At 41.4% G+C, this 13,285-nt stretch carries 21 protein-coding genes; 15 read left to right on the top strand and 6 right to left on the bottom strand.

From position 1 onward, the window contains the following. Positions 1-2 precede the first annotated feature (2 nt). The 15 genes from BMW86_RS06590 to BMW86_RS06510 all read left to right on the top strand — a co-directional run bounded on the left by BMW86_RS06590 (position 3) and on the right by BMW86_RS06510 (position 8,016). Positions 3-314 carry a hypothetical protein gene (locus BMW86_RS06590; RefSeq protein WP_143056510.1) on the top strand — a complete coding sequence of 104 codons (312 nt, stop codon included), beginning with the start codon at positions 3-5 and terminating at the stop codon, positions 312-314. A gap of 60 nt (positions 315-374) precedes the next feature. After that, positions 375-1,244, top strand: coding sequence for an AAA family ATPase (locus BMW86_RS06585; RefSeq protein ID WP_089780123.1), 870 nt, complete (start codon positions 375-377; stop codon positions 1,242-1,244). Between the two features lie 22 nt (positions 1,245-1,266). Next, complete coding sequence (locus BMW86_RS06580; RefSeq protein WP_089780121.1) at positions 1,267-1,689, top strand: hypothetical protein; 423 nt, start codon at positions 1,267-1,269, stop codon at positions 1,687-1,689. Then, positions 1,686-2,132: a helix-turn-helix domain-containing protein gene (locus tag BMW86_RS06575; RefSeq protein WP_089780120.1), complete on the top strand. Its 447-nt coding sequence runs from the start codon at positions 1,686-1,688 to the stop codon at positions 2,130-2,132. The genes BMW86_RS06580 and BMW86_RS06575 overlap by 4 nt, the downstream gene beginning before the upstream one ends. Beyond that, a complete protein-coding gene (locus BMW86_RS06570) occupies positions 2,129-2,452 on the top strand; it encodes a hypothetical protein (RefSeq protein WP_089780118.1) in 324 nt (107 codons plus the stop codon). The genes BMW86_RS06575 and BMW86_RS06570 overlap by 4 nt, the downstream gene beginning before the upstream one ends. A 10-nt stretch (positions 2,453-2,462) precedes the next feature. Next, on the top strand, positions 2,463-3,086 hold the full coding sequence (locus BMW86_RS06565) for a DUF3164 family protein (protein ID WP_089780116.1): 624 nt from the start codon (positions 2,463-2,465) through the stop codon (positions 3,084-3,086). 467 nt (positions 3,087-3,553) lie between these two features. Next, entirely contained in the window at positions 3,554-4,141 is a 588-nt protein-coding gene (locus tag BMW86_RS06555) for a hypothetical protein (RefSeq protein WP_089780112.1), read from the top strand. A gap of 3 nt (positions 4,142-4,144) precedes the next feature. Next, on the top strand, positions 4,145-4,795 hold the full coding sequence (locus BMW86_RS06550; protein ID WP_089780110.1) for a DNA repair protein RadA family protein: 651 nt from the start codon (positions 4,145-4,147) through the stop codon (positions 4,793-4,795). Between the two features lie 117 nt (positions 4,796-4,912). Then, positions 4,913-5,356 carry a hypothetical protein gene (locus tag BMW86_RS06545; protein ID WP_089780108.1) on the top strand — a complete coding sequence of 148 codons (444 nt, stop codon included), beginning with the start codon at positions 4,913-4,915 and terminating at the stop codon, positions 5,354-5,356. Between the two features lie 272 nt (positions 5,357-5,628). Further along, positions 5,629-6,090 (top strand): hypothetical protein, encoded by a 462-nt coding sequence (locus tag BMW86_RS06535; protein WP_089780104.1) that lies wholly within the window; start codon positions 5,629-5,631, stop codon positions 6,088-6,090. 18 nt (positions 6,091-6,108) lie between these two features. Next, the gene (locus BMW86_RS06530; RefSeq protein WP_089780103.1) at positions 6,109-6,513 is read left to right on the top strand and encodes a hypothetical protein; all 405 of its coding nucleotides are present in this window, start codon (positions 6,109-6,111) and stop codon (positions 6,511-6,513) included. 11 nt (positions 6,514-6,524) lie between these two features. Continuing rightward, the gene (locus BMW86_RS06525; RefSeq protein WP_089780101.1) at positions 6,525-6,731 is read left to right on the top strand and encodes a hypothetical protein; all 207 of its coding nucleotides are present in this window, start codon (positions 6,525-6,527) and stop codon (positions 6,729-6,731) included. A gap of 3 nt (positions 6,732-6,734) precedes the next feature. Next, positions 6,735-7,175: a hypothetical protein gene (locus BMW86_RS06520; RefSeq protein WP_089780099.1), complete on the top strand. Its 441-nt coding sequence runs from the start codon at positions 6,735-6,737 to the stop codon at positions 7,173-7,175. A gap of 2 nt (positions 7,176-7,177) precedes the next feature. After that, positions 7,178-7,588: a hypothetical protein gene (locus BMW86_RS06515; RefSeq protein ID WP_143056509.1), complete on the top strand. Its 411-nt coding sequence runs from the start codon at positions 7,178-7,180 to the stop codon at positions 7,586-7,588. A 101-nt stretch (positions 7,589-7,689) separates the two neighbouring features. After that, positions 7,690-8,016 carry a hypothetical protein gene (locus BMW86_RS06510; RefSeq protein WP_089780095.1) on the top strand — a complete coding sequence of 109 codons (327 nt, stop codon included), beginning with the start codon at positions 7,690-7,692 and terminating at the stop codon, positions 8,014-8,016. Here the strand turns inward: BMW86_RS06510 and BMW86_RS06505 are convergent. Genes BMW86_RS06505 through BMW86_RS06480 form a run of 6 tightly spaced genes read right to left on the bottom strand, consistent with a single transcriptional unit; the run spans position 8,013 to position 13,284 of the window. Further along, positions 8,013-8,516, bottom strand: coding sequence for a hypothetical protein (locus BMW86_RS06505; protein ID WP_089780093.1), 504 nt, complete (start codon positions 8,514-8,516; stop codon positions 8,013-8,015). The two genes, BMW86_RS06510 and BMW86_RS06505, sit on opposite strands and share 4 nt — an antisense overlap. 12 nt (positions 8,517-8,528) lie before the next feature. Beyond that, entirely contained in the window at positions 8,529-9,101 is a 573-nt protein-coding gene (locus tag BMW86_RS06500; RefSeq protein WP_089780092.1) for a phage virion morphogenesis family protein, read from the bottom strand. Continuing rightward, positions 9,094-10,032 carry a phage head morphogenesis protein gene (locus BMW86_RS06495; protein ID WP_089780091.1) on the bottom strand — a complete coding sequence of 313 codons (939 nt, stop codon included), beginning with the start codon at positions 10,030-10,032 and terminating at the stop codon, positions 9,094-9,096. Before BMW86_RS06495 ends, BMW86_RS06500 begins: the two co-directional genes overlap by 8 nt. Next, a complete protein-coding gene (locus BMW86_RS06490) occupies positions 9,975-11,309 on the bottom strand; it encodes a phage portal protein family protein (protein WP_089780090.1) in 1,335 nt (444 codons plus the stop codon). The genes BMW86_RS06495 and BMW86_RS06490 overlap by 58 nt, the downstream gene beginning before the upstream one ends. Positions 11,310-11,320: 11 nt before the next feature. Beyond that, positions 11,321-11,731, bottom strand: coding sequence for a phage protein Gp36 family protein (locus tag BMW86_RS06485; RefSeq protein ID WP_089780089.1), 411 nt, complete (start codon positions 11,729-11,731; stop codon positions 11,321-11,323). 2 nt (positions 11,732-11,733) lie between these two features. After that, entirely contained in the window at positions 11,734-13,284 is a 1,551-nt protein-coding gene (locus BMW86_RS06480; protein WP_089780088.1) for a hypothetical protein, read from the bottom strand. Position 13,285: the final 1 nt, after the last annotated feature.

The raw sequence follows: 13,285 nt of genomic DNA, 5'->3' as shown, positions 1-13,285 counted from the left end.
ACATGATTAATACTCAAGGTAGCCTTGTATTGGCTATTCCTACAGATAACAACGCGCCGTTACTGTTTCTGGAAGCACTTGCAGGATATCAGGCGCAACACGGTCATTTGATAGTATCTGTCACACATCCTAAAGAGGATGAAACACCTATGTTTTACGTGAAGTTAGGATATGTTCATTCTACTCCTATAGGAACTCACAGTATTAAATATAGGGCTGAAATGTATTGCGGTAAACAACATGGGTTTCAGGAGATACAGATTTCAGAGGATGTGTATACCCGGTTCACCTGCTATATTAACGATAATCTATAAAAAAGCCCCGACCGCGACAACGGTTCAGGGCTATTCAATAACAACTAACATATTAAAGGTATGACAACCGCTCAAAAACAACAAATCCAGCAGCACCTATTGAACTACGTTACAAAGTTCGATAGTCAGGCGAAGGCCGTGGCAACCCTAAAGGGTGTGTCTGAGGCTACCGTTATCAGTATAAAAAACGGTAAATGGGAATCTATCAGCGCGGACATGTGGCGCAATGTGGGTAAGCAGGTGGGTTGGGATAGCCGTCAAAGCAAGCTGGTTGAAACGATGGCTTTCAGTACGCTTGTCTTGTACTTTGATCTGGCAAAGGAGCATGGAGCTACGTTTGCGATTACTGGGGGGGCTGGTTACGGTAAGTCTTTCGGCGGAAAGTGGTATCGTGATAATATGCAGGGTAAGAATGTGTACTACCTGGAATGTGCCTCTTATTGGAATAAAAAGTATTTCCTTATTGAGTTGCTGACTGCGATGGGTATATCTGCAATGGGCATGAACGTCTACGAAATGATGAAAACGATCGTTTCGGCCCTGCGTAAGCAGGACAAACCTCTGATCATTCTCGACGAGATAGATAAGCTCCCTGATCCGGTACTGCTGTTCTTCATCACCTTCTATAACGAGTTAAACGGGCTTTGTGGCATAGTGTGGACTTCAACAGACGCTATTAAGAAGCGCATCAACAACGGCCTTCGCCGTCAATTACCCGGCTACAGTGAGATATACCGCCGCATTGGTCGCAAGTTCATCGATCTGGTTAAAACCGATCTGGAAGAGGTACGCGCTATCTGTGAGGCAAACAACATCACCGATGCGGAAGAGGTACACAGACTATTTAATGAGTATGAAGGGGATATTTCCCGTATAGATCGTGCCTACCTCAGACAGTTGGCTAAGGAGATGTACAAGAAACGTGCTTAATAACCGCTTAAACGCGCTTAAAATGGAACAATCGCAGATCAGTAGTACAAACACTTACAAGGACAAAGCAAATGCCTTAAAGGGGCGTATTTGCGATCTTTTAAAGTGGTCTGAGTTGGAGTATGCTGAATTTCAGTATAACACCGGTATAGAGTTCCTACAATATTATATACCGGACGATCCTTACGGGGCGGATCAGTTGATCTGTTCCAGAATATATTGGGCGTGGTGGAGAAATCAATGGTATCTCCGTGAAATGGCTTTGCCTTTTGAGTTTTTATCCCGGCCTCAATGGCCGCTGTCTGTTATAAGGAGCAAATACATTGATATGCACAACGCACAATCTTTAGTATCGTCCTTATATATAGGTCGCGTAATCCTGGAACAGAGCTACGCTGAAATGATAGGGCGTGTAATTGATGATGCTTTAAAACCTGTTGTATGATAGAGCAATTACCGGGAGCTACGAGAGTAGCGGTTGAAGTTATGTGTCGTCGAATTGAAAGAAAGTTCTATCAGTTCAATAGAACGCGCGTATCAATAATAATTCTCCCTGCATCTGAAACAAAGGCAATGCCGGAAAGCGAAGTTGAAAATTTGATATTGGCGCATATCTATGAAGCATTTAAAGTTAACTGGCCTCAGATTGCAAGCCCCTGTCGGAAGCGGTTCATTGTATCAGCAAGGCATTTATACTTTTTGTTAATGAGGAAATATACCGCTTGGAGTACGTTGCGAATTGGCGGTAAAGTGGGAGTAGATCATACTACTGTCGTCAATGGGGTTAAGCGTATGAAGGATCTTTTAGATGTGAATGATTCTATAATAACACCTGTCGTTGAATCTTTCATCGAAGCATTACCAGCACACATAAAAGCAATAAGATGAAATATCCTGTTATTAAGCTAGTAGTAAAAGGGCATGAAATGCCAGCATTGATACAAATGATGTCCTTAGTAATACAGCCTGCTGGTACATCAGGGGTAGACAGTAAACTGTTAATCTGTCTTATGCAGCACCTTTACTACCGACTTAGCCAAAAGGCTATTATGTACCAGCACGTATACCATATTTCTGTACCGATCCCCGAAGCGATGGCGTTTCAGGAGTATTGGACGGGTGTTCCGATGGGGGACATTATCACCAGTGCATTAGTGAACAGGCTGATTGGTGTGATAGATCAGGCAACCCAAACCGTAAACCTTTAAATTTTATATAATGGAGATTAAACAGCAATCTGCAAAAAGTACAACCTGGATAGACCGTACCGGTATACCGGTTCCGTACAACCGCGTTACTGCTCAGGAAAAGCAGAAAGAAAAGTTTTCTTTTACTCTTGCCACGGAAGCTCTGAAACTGAATAACTCGTTATGTGCCTTCCGGGAAAAGATTGATCAGATGTGTATGGAAGTCTTTGAGATGACCTTAACGGAAAAGCAGATAGAACGCGGCACAAAGGGCAATCACACATGGTACAACTTCGATGGATCGATCAAAATAGAAGTATCGATCGGGGATCGTATTGAGTTTGATACAATCCTTATCGAACAGTGTAAGAACCTGCTGTTAGAGGTCGTACGGGATGGTGTTAGTAAGTCGCACGCATATCTTGAAGGCATCATCCTAGGGGCATTTCAGACCACTACCGGTAAACTCGATACAAAACGTGTAATGAGCTTAAAAACGCATGCAAAGCGTATTCCAGATGAACGCTATCACAAAGCAATGGAGCTGCTTGACGAAAGCATTTGTAGAACGTTCCTTAAGAAATATTTCCGGGTATACCTGCGTAATGAGCACCAGGAGTATGAAGCTATTGCGCTGGATTTCAGCTCTTTTTAAGTTGTTTTTTTGGAGTTTATGTTAGTAAAAAATTCCGGTGCTTTCTAGCACTGGATAATCTAAAGAACACTGGCCGTAGAGGCATATTATTATATACCGCCCACAGGGCATACATGAAAAGAGGTCTGGTTGATGGAATGACGACAGACAGAAGTAAAACAAAACGGCCCTTCGGGCAACCAGGAAGGGCCGTTTACAAACTCAGTTCTTCACCACTATAAATACAGAACATATGATTTTAGACGCTCTCGCGGTACTCAACTACCGCGACCCGCAAACTATTGCCCTTTCGTTCCTGTCCGGGGCTGCTATCCTACGGATAATGTGGATGGGATATACTGAAATCTACAGGGATATGCAACCAGAAAGAACCCGGAAAAAACGGGTTAAAGGGGGTAGAAGATACCCTAAGCAGCGATATAAACCGGGGGGTTTTGCCCCTTTTGATCACTTAAAAACCACTTAAAATGTCAAAGAAAGATAGTTTTCATCCCGTACATAACGTGCATGATGGCCTTTTTAACACCACCAGTGGAACGAAAATCAGTATACAATACCCTACTGCGGAGATGATCCTAATAGAAGATATTGCCGCCGCGCTTTCTAAAATATGCAGGTTTGGCGGGCATGTTAGAAAATTCTACAGTGTAGCGCAGCATTCCTGCTTAGTGGCTTCTCTCCTGGCTACCGCTATAATGCTGGAAGGTCTTTTACATGATGGTAGCGAAGCATATTTAGGAGATGTGATAAAGCCTCTTAAAGTTATGTTGGGAGCGGTTTACGGGAATCTTGAAGGTGGTTTTGAACAGGCTATTCGTACACGTTTTGGACTTAGGTATGGGCCTCATATTCACGATGCCATAAAACGGGCTGATATGTTAGCACTTGAATTAGAGCATGAAGCATTTCAGAAAGGGAATTTCAAACCATTGAAGCGACTTTCCAGTAAGGTCGACCTATCTGATGATTTTACCCGTTGCTGGCCTCCTGATGAAGCATATAATCATTTTATGGTAATGTTCAATATCATCATCGCGCATAGAAATAATAGATAAAACATGGCCAGAATTCTAGGACTCAAACAACTTCACCAGAAACGGTATAAGCTATTAGAGGGAATCCCTGATAACATAAAAGCGGCTTTTGGAGAGCTTACAGCGGCCTTTATCGCAATCATTTGGGGGAAGTCGGGGAATGGAAAAAGTAACTTTCTAATAGAGTTATTATTAGCCCTGATGGAATACGGTAAAGTGTTACATATAAGCCTGGAAGAAGGGCACGAAAAATCTTTTCAAAACCTAATATTCCGCCACCTGGACGTTGATAAGCATACCGGGAAAATTGAATTCGCTGATTATGAAATGACGTTTGAGGCACTGATGGTTAAATTAAAGAAGAAGAAAAGCCCTCAATTTATCGTCATTGATAGTCTCCAATATTGGAAGATAACATTCGATCAGTACAAGATACTTAAAGAGACTTTTCCGAAAAAGACCTTCATTTTTATTTCTCACGCATTGGGTAAAATGCCAAAAGGCGGCACGGCGCAGGATATACAATATGACGCAGGTATTAAAGTGCGAGTGGAGGGGTATATCGCTTTCGTTACCAGCCGCTACGGTGGAGTACAAAACTTTGTTATATGGGAGGATGGTGCAAAAAAGTATTGGGCAAAAAAGTACAAAACAATGTTAACAAAAAAACTCTAACAAATATGGCCGGTTCATTTATGGAGCACGCGTTGTGCCTTGCTGTTATAATTGCCTGTTGTTGGGCAATACGGATGATAGATAAAAATCAACGTTAATCAATTAAAACATATTACAATGAGTAGAATAAATGTCTGTCCTGCATGTAATGCAAATCGGAATGGAGTAAAATCCCGTATAGCTTTCGAACATACCTGTGGGAAAAACAATCCCTCTCCACTTAATAACGATGAAATCGCGCTGTATCAAAAGGAGATAGAAGCGGTTCAATCAGAGTGGCTACCAGCCTCTGTTAATCCCAATGACCCCACGCCTGTACAACTTGATGAATTCAGAAAGGCATGGGAGGAACACCCATTAGGTAGGGTTATATATCCTGATGCCGCTCCTGTTTTTACAGAACTCCCCTATAGAGTATTTAGCGACCCACAAAGAATATACTATAGGCTTAACCGTGCAAAAGAGCTGCTTACCCATGCCATTAAAGAGTATACGTCGTGGTTCCAAACGAAGGCAGCAATTATTGAGTTCTTAAACGACGAAAGAAAGGAATCAGAATGAAAGCGGAGTACTGGATTTCAGTGTTAGAATCGGTATCCTGGCTATTAGAAAAGTACTCATGGATGGATGAAATGATTTTAGGATTACAGCCAGGGGATCAGATAATAATGGTTAGAACGGGGGACAATTACACAGTAACAGGCTGGGAGCAAATAAAGGTTACCTGTGAATTTGTCCGGTTTGATTTTCCATTCATTATAACATCAGTAGGTAGCTTTCATTATTCACGGTTATTAGAAAAAACCGCTAAACAACTAAAACTCTTTTAAATTATGAGAACAGCAATTGAATTAATTACCGCTGAAAGGGAAGAACAGATTGAAAAACATGGCTATACTGTGTCAAAAGATAAGGCCGCATATTCTGGTGAGGAGTTATTGCAAGGAGCATTGCACGCTATAAATCCTGTCTTGTTTTCATTGCCAATTGATTGGGGGAATTGGTTTACTGAAAAAGTAATATCTAAAACTGAGATAGAGCGTTTTACAATCGCTGCTGCATTAATTGCAGCGCACATTGACAAACTAATCGCTATGAAAAAAGATAAACCTCTTACGGAAGAAGAGCTAACGGAAATAGCAGCTACGTCGGATTGTTCCTTTACAGACATAAAAAGACTATACGACTTCGTGCCTGATAATTTAAAGGTAAAGGAGGCATTTCTTAGTATTCTAACAAGCCTCTCAGTAACAGGTATCAGTATCGACTGGTTTATTAGGCATTCCGCCCATTAACTATAAATTCAAATTATTATGGAACGAAATACAGTAACAACCCTGGGAGCATTGAGAAACGGTGATCGTTTCCATTTTCCAAAGCGCGTTGATATTTGGGAAGTCACGGGAAGTACCCGAAATCATACCAGTATCAACTTACCGGGTCTGAATGGGGTATTCACTAACAAGTATGATGACCTAAAGAAATCTTCGACATCTGTAGTATTCATGAGGCATACCCAACCACTACAAGGTGAACAATGTTTGTATAAGGACTTAAAGCCGGGTGACATATTTCATATGACTAATAATATCATAGATGAGTTCCGACGTGGTGCTGATGAAAGGATCGGACATTTCCCTGCTGGTGATAGCGATATCATAATAAATGCTAATGATACCGTTGTATTTGTCAGGAAAGGTATTTTTCTAACCATATAATAACAATAAATATGGAATGCAATCAATGCGGATTAAAGGACGGAGAGATCGCTGAGCTCAAGCAGGCATGGCATGATCAGGCACAAAACCTAATAGCAGTAGAACAGCGATTGAATGAAGCTAAAGTGCTATTGAACCGCGTACTTAACGATGAATTAATCGGTGAGGATGATGCCAGCGGTTTCGGTGATGAAATTGTTACATTTTTAAACACTTAAAGTATGAGACGCTTTTATATTTCATCTGAAAAGTTTACCGGTTCCGGGGAGATTGTATATAATGAAGAGGGGTGCTTGGTATTCTTTGATTTTCGCGGCACGAGTGTTTCACCTGCTGGAATGGTGCAGTTGGTAAAAACGGTTATCCCTGTAAATATCAATTCCCTGGAATTACAGTTCCAGGCATTCCCTGTATTAGTATGTATTGAGGCTGAATTCAGTGTTACTCTTGAGGACTTTAAGCGGGAATACCCGTATGCCCGCAATATGCACATACTGCCTGAAATATGGGATAGGATGAGTAAGACGAATCAGGTGTTAGCCTGGAAGGCAGCACAGGATTACAGGAAGTATTGTGAGCGCAATTCAGGCTGGTACAAACCTAAAATTGCCGCTTCCTGGTTAAAAGCAAAAGAATATCTCAATGATTGGAAAAAATTATAAACATGCCTCACAAATCATATCTCGCAAAAATTCATATCCTGTTCAAAGAAACAAGCCTAAAGGCTCATAAATCGGAAATAGTAAGCAGCTTTTCTGCGGGTCGTACTGATAGTTGCGCATACCTAAAGGATAGTGAAGCCCTTGAACTGATTACTTACCTGGATTCTAAAAAGAACGAAGCGGACACTAATTTTAAAGCGGCCGCAAAGATGAAAAATAAGATCATCGCAATGGCGCATGAATTAGGCTGGAAACAACCAGACGGTAAAATCGATATGTCAGTACTGAATAACTGGTGTTCAAGATACTCATATCTTAAAAAAGAGCTTGACGCATATACTTACAAGGAACTACCGAAACTGTTAACGCAATTTGAAAAGGGGCCATATCTGTCATACATAAAAAAAGTATAATCTGAAAAGCATCAAATTAAAAGCCCGGATATTATATCCGGGCTTTTTTGTTTATATCTTTTTTTTGCATAACTGTAAGCTAGTAGTAATATTGCGCTAATATGATGCGCGGCCACCGTTCGATATTTATCTCCCTTTTCGAAAACGACGTTCAGACAATTCCTTCACCAGCTGAAAGGAAAGGACGTTCGGAAGCCCTCATCCTTAAAAGAAACGAATTACTGATCTGTCGTTACTACTACCTTGTGAAAATTTCTGCACTTCAATATCAATCTGCACTTACAAGGCTGGAAAATGAATTCTTCTTATCAGAACGTACTATCATTGATATCTTAGCAAAGAACCGTGATATTACTAGGCACTTCCTTACTACTAAACCGTCACTCAAATACCTGCGTGATAGATACCCGTCAATGACCTGGAACTAAATCAGGTTAATAATACCAGGGCGTGGCACGGTAGTTCTTACAGGGGCTGCGGAAGTATCCGTATAGCTGATATAGTACTTACTTAATCTAACTCTGATATCATCATCTCTTTTCTCTGTTACATTCACCCTTCGCGACAATCTGCTAAAACCTACTGGTGCCCAACTATGTAATGCGACATACACCTTATTTTCCAATTCGTAATACCGTAGAGCGTTTGCCCGAACATTGGTAGGAGCAATGTTATTACTGTTCGAATACTGCACTAAACCTAATCGGAACTGTATTAACCCTTCCCCGATTTGATGATTACTCCCTGCAACATCTGAATATTTAAATTCGTCGATATCAATCAGCATGCAGGGAAAGGCTACAGCGGGCCGTTTGTCGTAATTTTCCAACTGTCCGAGATCCTGGTCAATATAGCGGATTTCTGGAACCTCGATTTCTATGCGCTGGATGAGACTTTCGAATAAATTTGCGTTTGGTGATAATAACATAACATGTAAGTTTTAACGAACTCCTTTCATTAATTCAGCCTGTAATTTGTTTGACAGCTGCTTTGCTAAGTAGGGACTATCTCCCATAAATTGGCGTTTGGAAATGTTCATGTTAACACGTCGCGTATGGGCCTTAACCGTAGTTTTTCCACCTGCAATCTTACCAAACTTAATGTTTGAGCGTGTTTTAAGCGTTTTCTTACTTACGATTCCTGTTTTATTCACACGTCTATCGAAAGCGTGTACTTTCTGAATTAGACCTAGCCTCATGCCCTCATTATGTGCCCTTGCGTAGGGTACATCCGTACCGATTACCGCTTCCATATTACCGCTTCTAATGACGCGCAAACTGCGTTTAAGACGTGCCCGAAGAACTAGTAAACTACGGTTGTTGTTTTTGACGGGGCCCCATTTTGTAGGGTTCTTCCTTTTTACCCAGGGCTCCACCGAATTACTTATCCAGTTTTGATTTCGAAATCTGTCTAAAAAAAAGTTAAGCGCATCATTCGCCAACATACCAGGAGCATACATTAAGACCCTTTCAAAATGTGCCGCTTTTTCGTCTAATTCAAATCCATTACTCATTTTCAATCAGATTTAAACCGTCCTTCCTTACACTGTCTGGTAGCCCAATATAATAAGGATGTTTCGGAGGGAAAATAACGCCTTGTGCCGCGCAATTTGTCTTAAACATTTCAGGGGTGTCGGGATAAACAATGTCCTGGTCAGGAGTAATACCCCGCGAAGCTGCATACTGTCTAACTAATGATCTACATCGCCAATGTAAAGGTGGATAATTATATAGCCAAAATTGATCACCAACCGGTTTCCTGACACCATTCAGTGACCGACAGTTATATGTAGTTCTACCGTCCAAAATGGCGTCGAATTCAAGGATTGGCAGTACATCCTTATTAGCCTGGATATTTACCCAATTTGAGGCCATTTGTGCGCTTCCTATTGCATGCTCGCGCTCCACATCCAGGTAACGCCCGATATGCGTATCATTGATTTCAAAAGCCGCCTGCCTGAATTCTCTCTTACTTCGCAACTGGCCATCTTCCCCGACTAATGCTTCTGTGAGTGCTTTGAGCTGCTGGTAATTCTTTGCTGCTGAAAACTGGTATACATCACGCTGCAAAGAAAGTAGCATTTCATAATCCGGGGTATCATAAGCGATGGAAGATAAGGTATTACCGAAGCCCTCCTGAACAGCCTTATAGATGGTATCCGCGTACGCTTTTGTGATGACTGGATCTATACTTTCAGGCATCCCCTTTTCAATCCAGATGCTTTCCACCATTCGCGCCAGGTCGTCCGCAAATTTCTCTATGAAAGGCTCGTCTGTCGGTGCGGCTAACTTGAAACTATGATCATCACAGCAGCCGCCATAAAGCGGGTCTAATTCCGCGCATAACTGCATATGACTAATTCCTGGAAGCCCCCTAATAGCTGAAATCAGCTGTTGGGGGCTAGGTCGAAAAAATCTGCCAGCCTTAAGCGCATTTGATGCCATGCGGACAGCTTTATCTTAGGATTCTTTTTATCTGCCTTTTTAGGCTGTTTCCCAGGGCTTGGGGCCGTGGGCGGTGGTGTTGGGTCAGGCGTTGTTGAGGCTTCGATTTTAGCCTTCAATTCATCATAGTTATCGGGCTTCGGAATATTAAATTCCTCATACAGATAATCATCGCTCATTGGCAGTTTTACTACCGTCTTTAGTTTAACTACGATATCTACCTTATCTTTTTTTGGAACCTGTTCAGTTACTTCCTCATGTACAAACTTGCCACCCAGGACAGGGTATCCTAAATTTGCAAGAATAGGCAATACTGTTTCATTCAGATCGGCTAACTCTTCTTCTCTGTCATCAAGATTCAACGCTTCCTCAACACCTGCATGTGTCTGAGATTGTGCATACCCGCTGCTTTTACTACTAGTAGTAGTTTCCGTTTGGCCTAGTATGAGGATGCAAAGTTCCTCATTACAGGCCCTTCTAAGCGAATCGTATAATTCGCTGCTATTAGCCGTGTTAGTGCTTTCGTGTAGTTTGAATTCTACGTCTTTGGGTAAGATTGCATACGAGGCACTACCAGCAGCATCAAGGGCTTGTTCAAGTTGCGCACGAACCGCGGCGTTATAACCGTCATACCGGGCCTCGCGGAAAGGCATTCCAAAAATTTCGGCATATTGTGACCAGTCACCAAAGGCACCGCGTTTATAAATTACGTATTGCGCGGCACTCATTAACAAACCTAAATCATCTGATTCCCCAAATTCACAGGTATACTTATCGAACGGAGAGGTTCTGTAATCAATCCCATCCTGCCCGTATTGTTCCCATACAATTTTACCAATTTTAGGTTTAATATGCTTTCGTGGCACAGAAAAAACCTTTAGCTCTCCGGTTGCTTTTCTGGACAGCTCAACAACTGTTATCCCCCACATAATCTGCTTTAACCGCTCCTTTCTTAAGTCCCTGAAAGCCTTTTTACTGATCAGAGCTTTCATTACCTCATCCTCTTTACCGGACTTGTCTAAGAAAAGAAGTCTGGTTTTAGTGACACCTAATATGCGTTTAGCAATCAGTCTCTTTAATGTACCATCTAATAAGAGGGATTCGTATAAATCATATAATGGAACACGAATAGGATTCAGGGCCTCTGCGTTTTTAATCGCATTTGTCCAGGTGGTAATATCCTGTGTGCTGCGAACCACAGGACGTATTATAAGATTCTGAATAATTAAACCCTCTTCCGCGCTACCCGGTGTTTTAGTTACTTTTGTTTCAGACATTGCAGATTGTTTTAGTAATGACTACCTCTTCTTTGATTACCACCCCATTTAATAAAATTGTTATCACCTACAGGCGGTGCAGGTAAAGGGAGACTAGGATTCGTTTTACCCGACTGTACTTTTTCTAACCATTTAATGGCTTTGTCATAACGATCTGAGCGTAATTCCATTTCTATTGCAACGTTAGCAAGGTTGATGAAATGCCAGATAGCTATATCTTTTATGTACAGCAATAAAACGGGATTTCGATTATCACCGGTTGCTGAAAAAATCGCATCAACATCATAAGCAGTTAAGTAGCCTCTCGCCTCTTCTATAGCAGCGTTTATAGCGTCTTCCGGGATAGTATCATCATCCCTGCTTATTTCGTCCATCACTTCTTTGTAAGCGTGTGTTGATAATTCACTGAGTTCTAAAAACATAATCAATATCTTTTAGTGTTTTTTAGTCGCTTTCCTAATTTCATCTGTTCAGGGATCCATTCGGAAAACTTCTTTTTAATTATCGCGACGGCACCTTCAAATCCATCGGGGCCGTCCATCGTCTTACTGTTAGGGCTAACGCTTTTAAATTGCGCCTCTAATGTTTTCATACCCGGATCTTCCTTTTCATCTTCATTTAGAATAAGATGCCCGTCCCGATTAAGAGGTTCGAGGGTTCCTTCTATGCGGAAAAACTTATCTGGTTTAACTCTGTCATCTCCGCTAACGGAAATGATACCGCCATGTTCTTTTGCCTTCTCGACAATCAGCGGCTTTAGCACTTGTTCATAGAATGGATTTTGCAAACTATTATTCTCTATGCTAGTGTAGGCTTGCGTTTGAGTTCCTACATATTTGTTAGCTGAATATAACCAGTCAATGAAGCGACTATTATTTACAACGTTTACATATGCTTTGTATCCATAGAACGTTACAGCGTCCTTTGAACCGACGATTATAACGGCTTTACAACTCTGTTGTAGCTTTGCTTTTTGGGTAGGTTTGTCTTTATTGGAGGTTGCAGGATCAGCATATATAACGACGAAAGGAAGCGTTGATAACGGCGGACATTTCCCATACCGCATAGATTCGAATACTTGCCCCATTCGGATAGGATTGTTGAAGTATTCTTTCTGTCCGGCATCCCAACTCATTTTACTAAGGATATAGTCAATATCCTCTTCTGAGTTCTTTTCAAGCCACACGGATACTCCTTCCTCATCACGAATATTAATCGTTTCGCAATGGTCTGATATCTTACCCGCCCGAACTACACAGCAATCCTCTGCAATAATATTTCCTAACCAAAGGATTAAATAAGGTTCTGAGATATCAACAGTAGGTAATAATGCTGTTTCAAACCAATCCCATTTTTGCTTAATAATATCCGCGTTTCTACATTCCTGATCCGTGTCAAAATCATCCACAACAATACAATCCGGTCTGATTTCTTCGTTGCTTTTGCCCCTGGGTGATTGCCCCGCACCTAATGCCAGAAAACGAACACCATTCCGGGTAGTAAAATCTCCTTCTGTCCAACTACCTTCTAGTTTTTGTTTTCCGTAATCGTTAATTAAGCGGTCGTTACTATCTAACTGACATTGATACTTCGTAAGAAACAATAAGGCTGCATCATACGTTGAGCTGGTATATACTATAAACTTTAATTTTCCTGTTAAAACAAGGAATAGGATATCAAAAAGGGCCGTTGTGGTCTTAGACAACCCTCTAGCCCAATGACGTGTTTCGTACCAGTGTTTGAACCGTAAAAAGGCATCTATGAGCCTGTTTGAAGCAGTGGTGTGAAATTCAGGGGAAGGATACTTAAAGTATTTTGGGAAATAAAATTTTTTCCACTCCTTCGGGTGCGCTTCTAAATAAGCAACCCTCTTTTTCTTTTCTTCAAGAGATTCATTCAGATCAACCGGTGTGCTTTTTCGTACGCCTTGTCTATATCGTTCCCAATCAATTTGCGCATGCTTATCGTTTGCCATA

It is taken from the genome of Chitinophaga sp. YR573 (assembly GCF_900110995.1).
Classification (GTDB): domain Bacteria; phylum Bacteroidota; class Bacteroidia; order Chitinophagales; family Chitinophagaceae; genus Chitinophaga.
Note: the sequence above shows the minus strand (reverse complement) of the source record. Positions and strands in the feature narration are given on the sequence as shown.

Bases quoted from the DNA above. Each gene is read 5' to 3' on its own strand.
- BMW86_RS06590 (WP_143056510.1), top strand. From the start codon at position 3: ATGATTAATACTCAAGGTAGCCTTGTATTGGCTATTCCTACAGATAAC.
- BMW86_RS06585 (WP_089780123.1), top strand. From the start codon at position 375: ATGACAACCGCTCAAAAACAACAAATCCAGCAGCACCTATTGAACTAC.
- BMW86_RS06580 (WP_089780121.1), top strand. From the start codon at position 1,267: ATGGAACAATCGCAGATCAGTAGTACAAACACTTACAAGGACAAAGCA.
- BMW86_RS06575 (WP_089780120.1), top strand. From the start codon at position 1,686: ATGATAGAGCAATTACCGGGAGCTACGAGAGTAGCGGTTGAAGTTATG.
- BMW86_RS06570 (WP_089780118.1), top strand. From the start codon at position 2,129: ATGAAATATCCTGTTATTAAGCTAGTAGTAAAAGGGCATGAAATGCCA.
- BMW86_RS06565 (WP_089780116.1), top strand. From the start codon at position 2,463: ATGGAGATTAAACAGCAATCTGCAAAAAGTACAACCTGGATAGACCGT.
- BMW86_RS06555 (WP_089780112.1), top strand. From the start codon at position 3,554: ATGTCAAAGAAAGATAGTTTTCATCCCGTACATAACGTGCATGATGGC.
- BMW86_RS06550 (WP_089780110.1), top strand. From the start codon at position 4,145: ATGGCCAGAATTCTAGGACTCAAACAACTTCACCAGAAACGGTATAAG.
- BMW86_RS06545 (WP_089780108.1), top strand. From the start codon at position 4,913: ATGAGTAGAATAAATGTCTGTCCTGCATGTAATGCAAATCGGAATGGA.
- BMW86_RS06535 (WP_089780104.1), top strand. From the start codon at position 5,629: ATGAGAACAGCAATTGAATTAATTACCGCTGAAAGGGAAGAACAGATT.
- BMW86_RS06530 (WP_089780103.1), top strand. From the start codon at position 6,109: ATGGAACGAAATACAGTAACAACCCTGGGAGCATTGAGAAACGGTGAT.
- BMW86_RS06525 (WP_089780101.1), top strand. From the start codon at position 6,525: ATGGAATGCAATCAATGCGGATTAAAGGACGGAGAGATCGCTGAGCTC.
- BMW86_RS06520 (WP_089780099.1), top strand. From the start codon at position 6,735: ATGAGACGCTTTTATATTTCATCTGAAAAGTTTACCGGTTCCGGGGAG.
- BMW86_RS06515 (WP_143056509.1), top strand. From the start codon at position 7,178: ATGCCTCACAAATCATATCTCGCAAAAATTCATATCCTGTTCAAAGAA.
- BMW86_RS06510 (WP_089780095.1), top strand. From the start codon at position 7,690: ATGATGCGCGGCCACCGTTCGATATTTATCTCCCTTTTCGAAAACGAC.
- BMW86_RS06505 (WP_089780093.1), bottom strand. From the start codon at position 8,516: ATGTTATTATCACCAAACGCAAATTTATTCGAAAGTCTCATCCAGCGC.
- BMW86_RS06500 (WP_089780092.1), bottom strand. From the start codon at position 9,101: ATGAGTAATGGATTTGAATTAGACGAAAAAGCGGCACATTTTGAAAGG.
- BMW86_RS06495 (WP_089780091.1), bottom strand. From the start codon at position 10,032: ATGGCATCAAATGCGCTTAAGGCTGGCAGATTTTTTCGACCTAGCCCC.
- BMW86_RS06490 (WP_089780090.1), bottom strand. From the start codon at position 11,309: ATGTCTGAAACAAAAGTAACTAAAACACCGGGTAGCGCGGAAGAGGGT.
- BMW86_RS06485 (WP_089780089.1), bottom strand. From the start codon at position 11,731: ATGTTTTTAGAACTCAGTGAATTATCAACACACGCTTACAAAGAAGTG.
- BMW86_RS06480 (WP_089780088.1), bottom strand. From the start codon at position 13,284: ATGGCAAACGATAAGCATGCGCAAATTGATTGGGAACGATATAGACAA.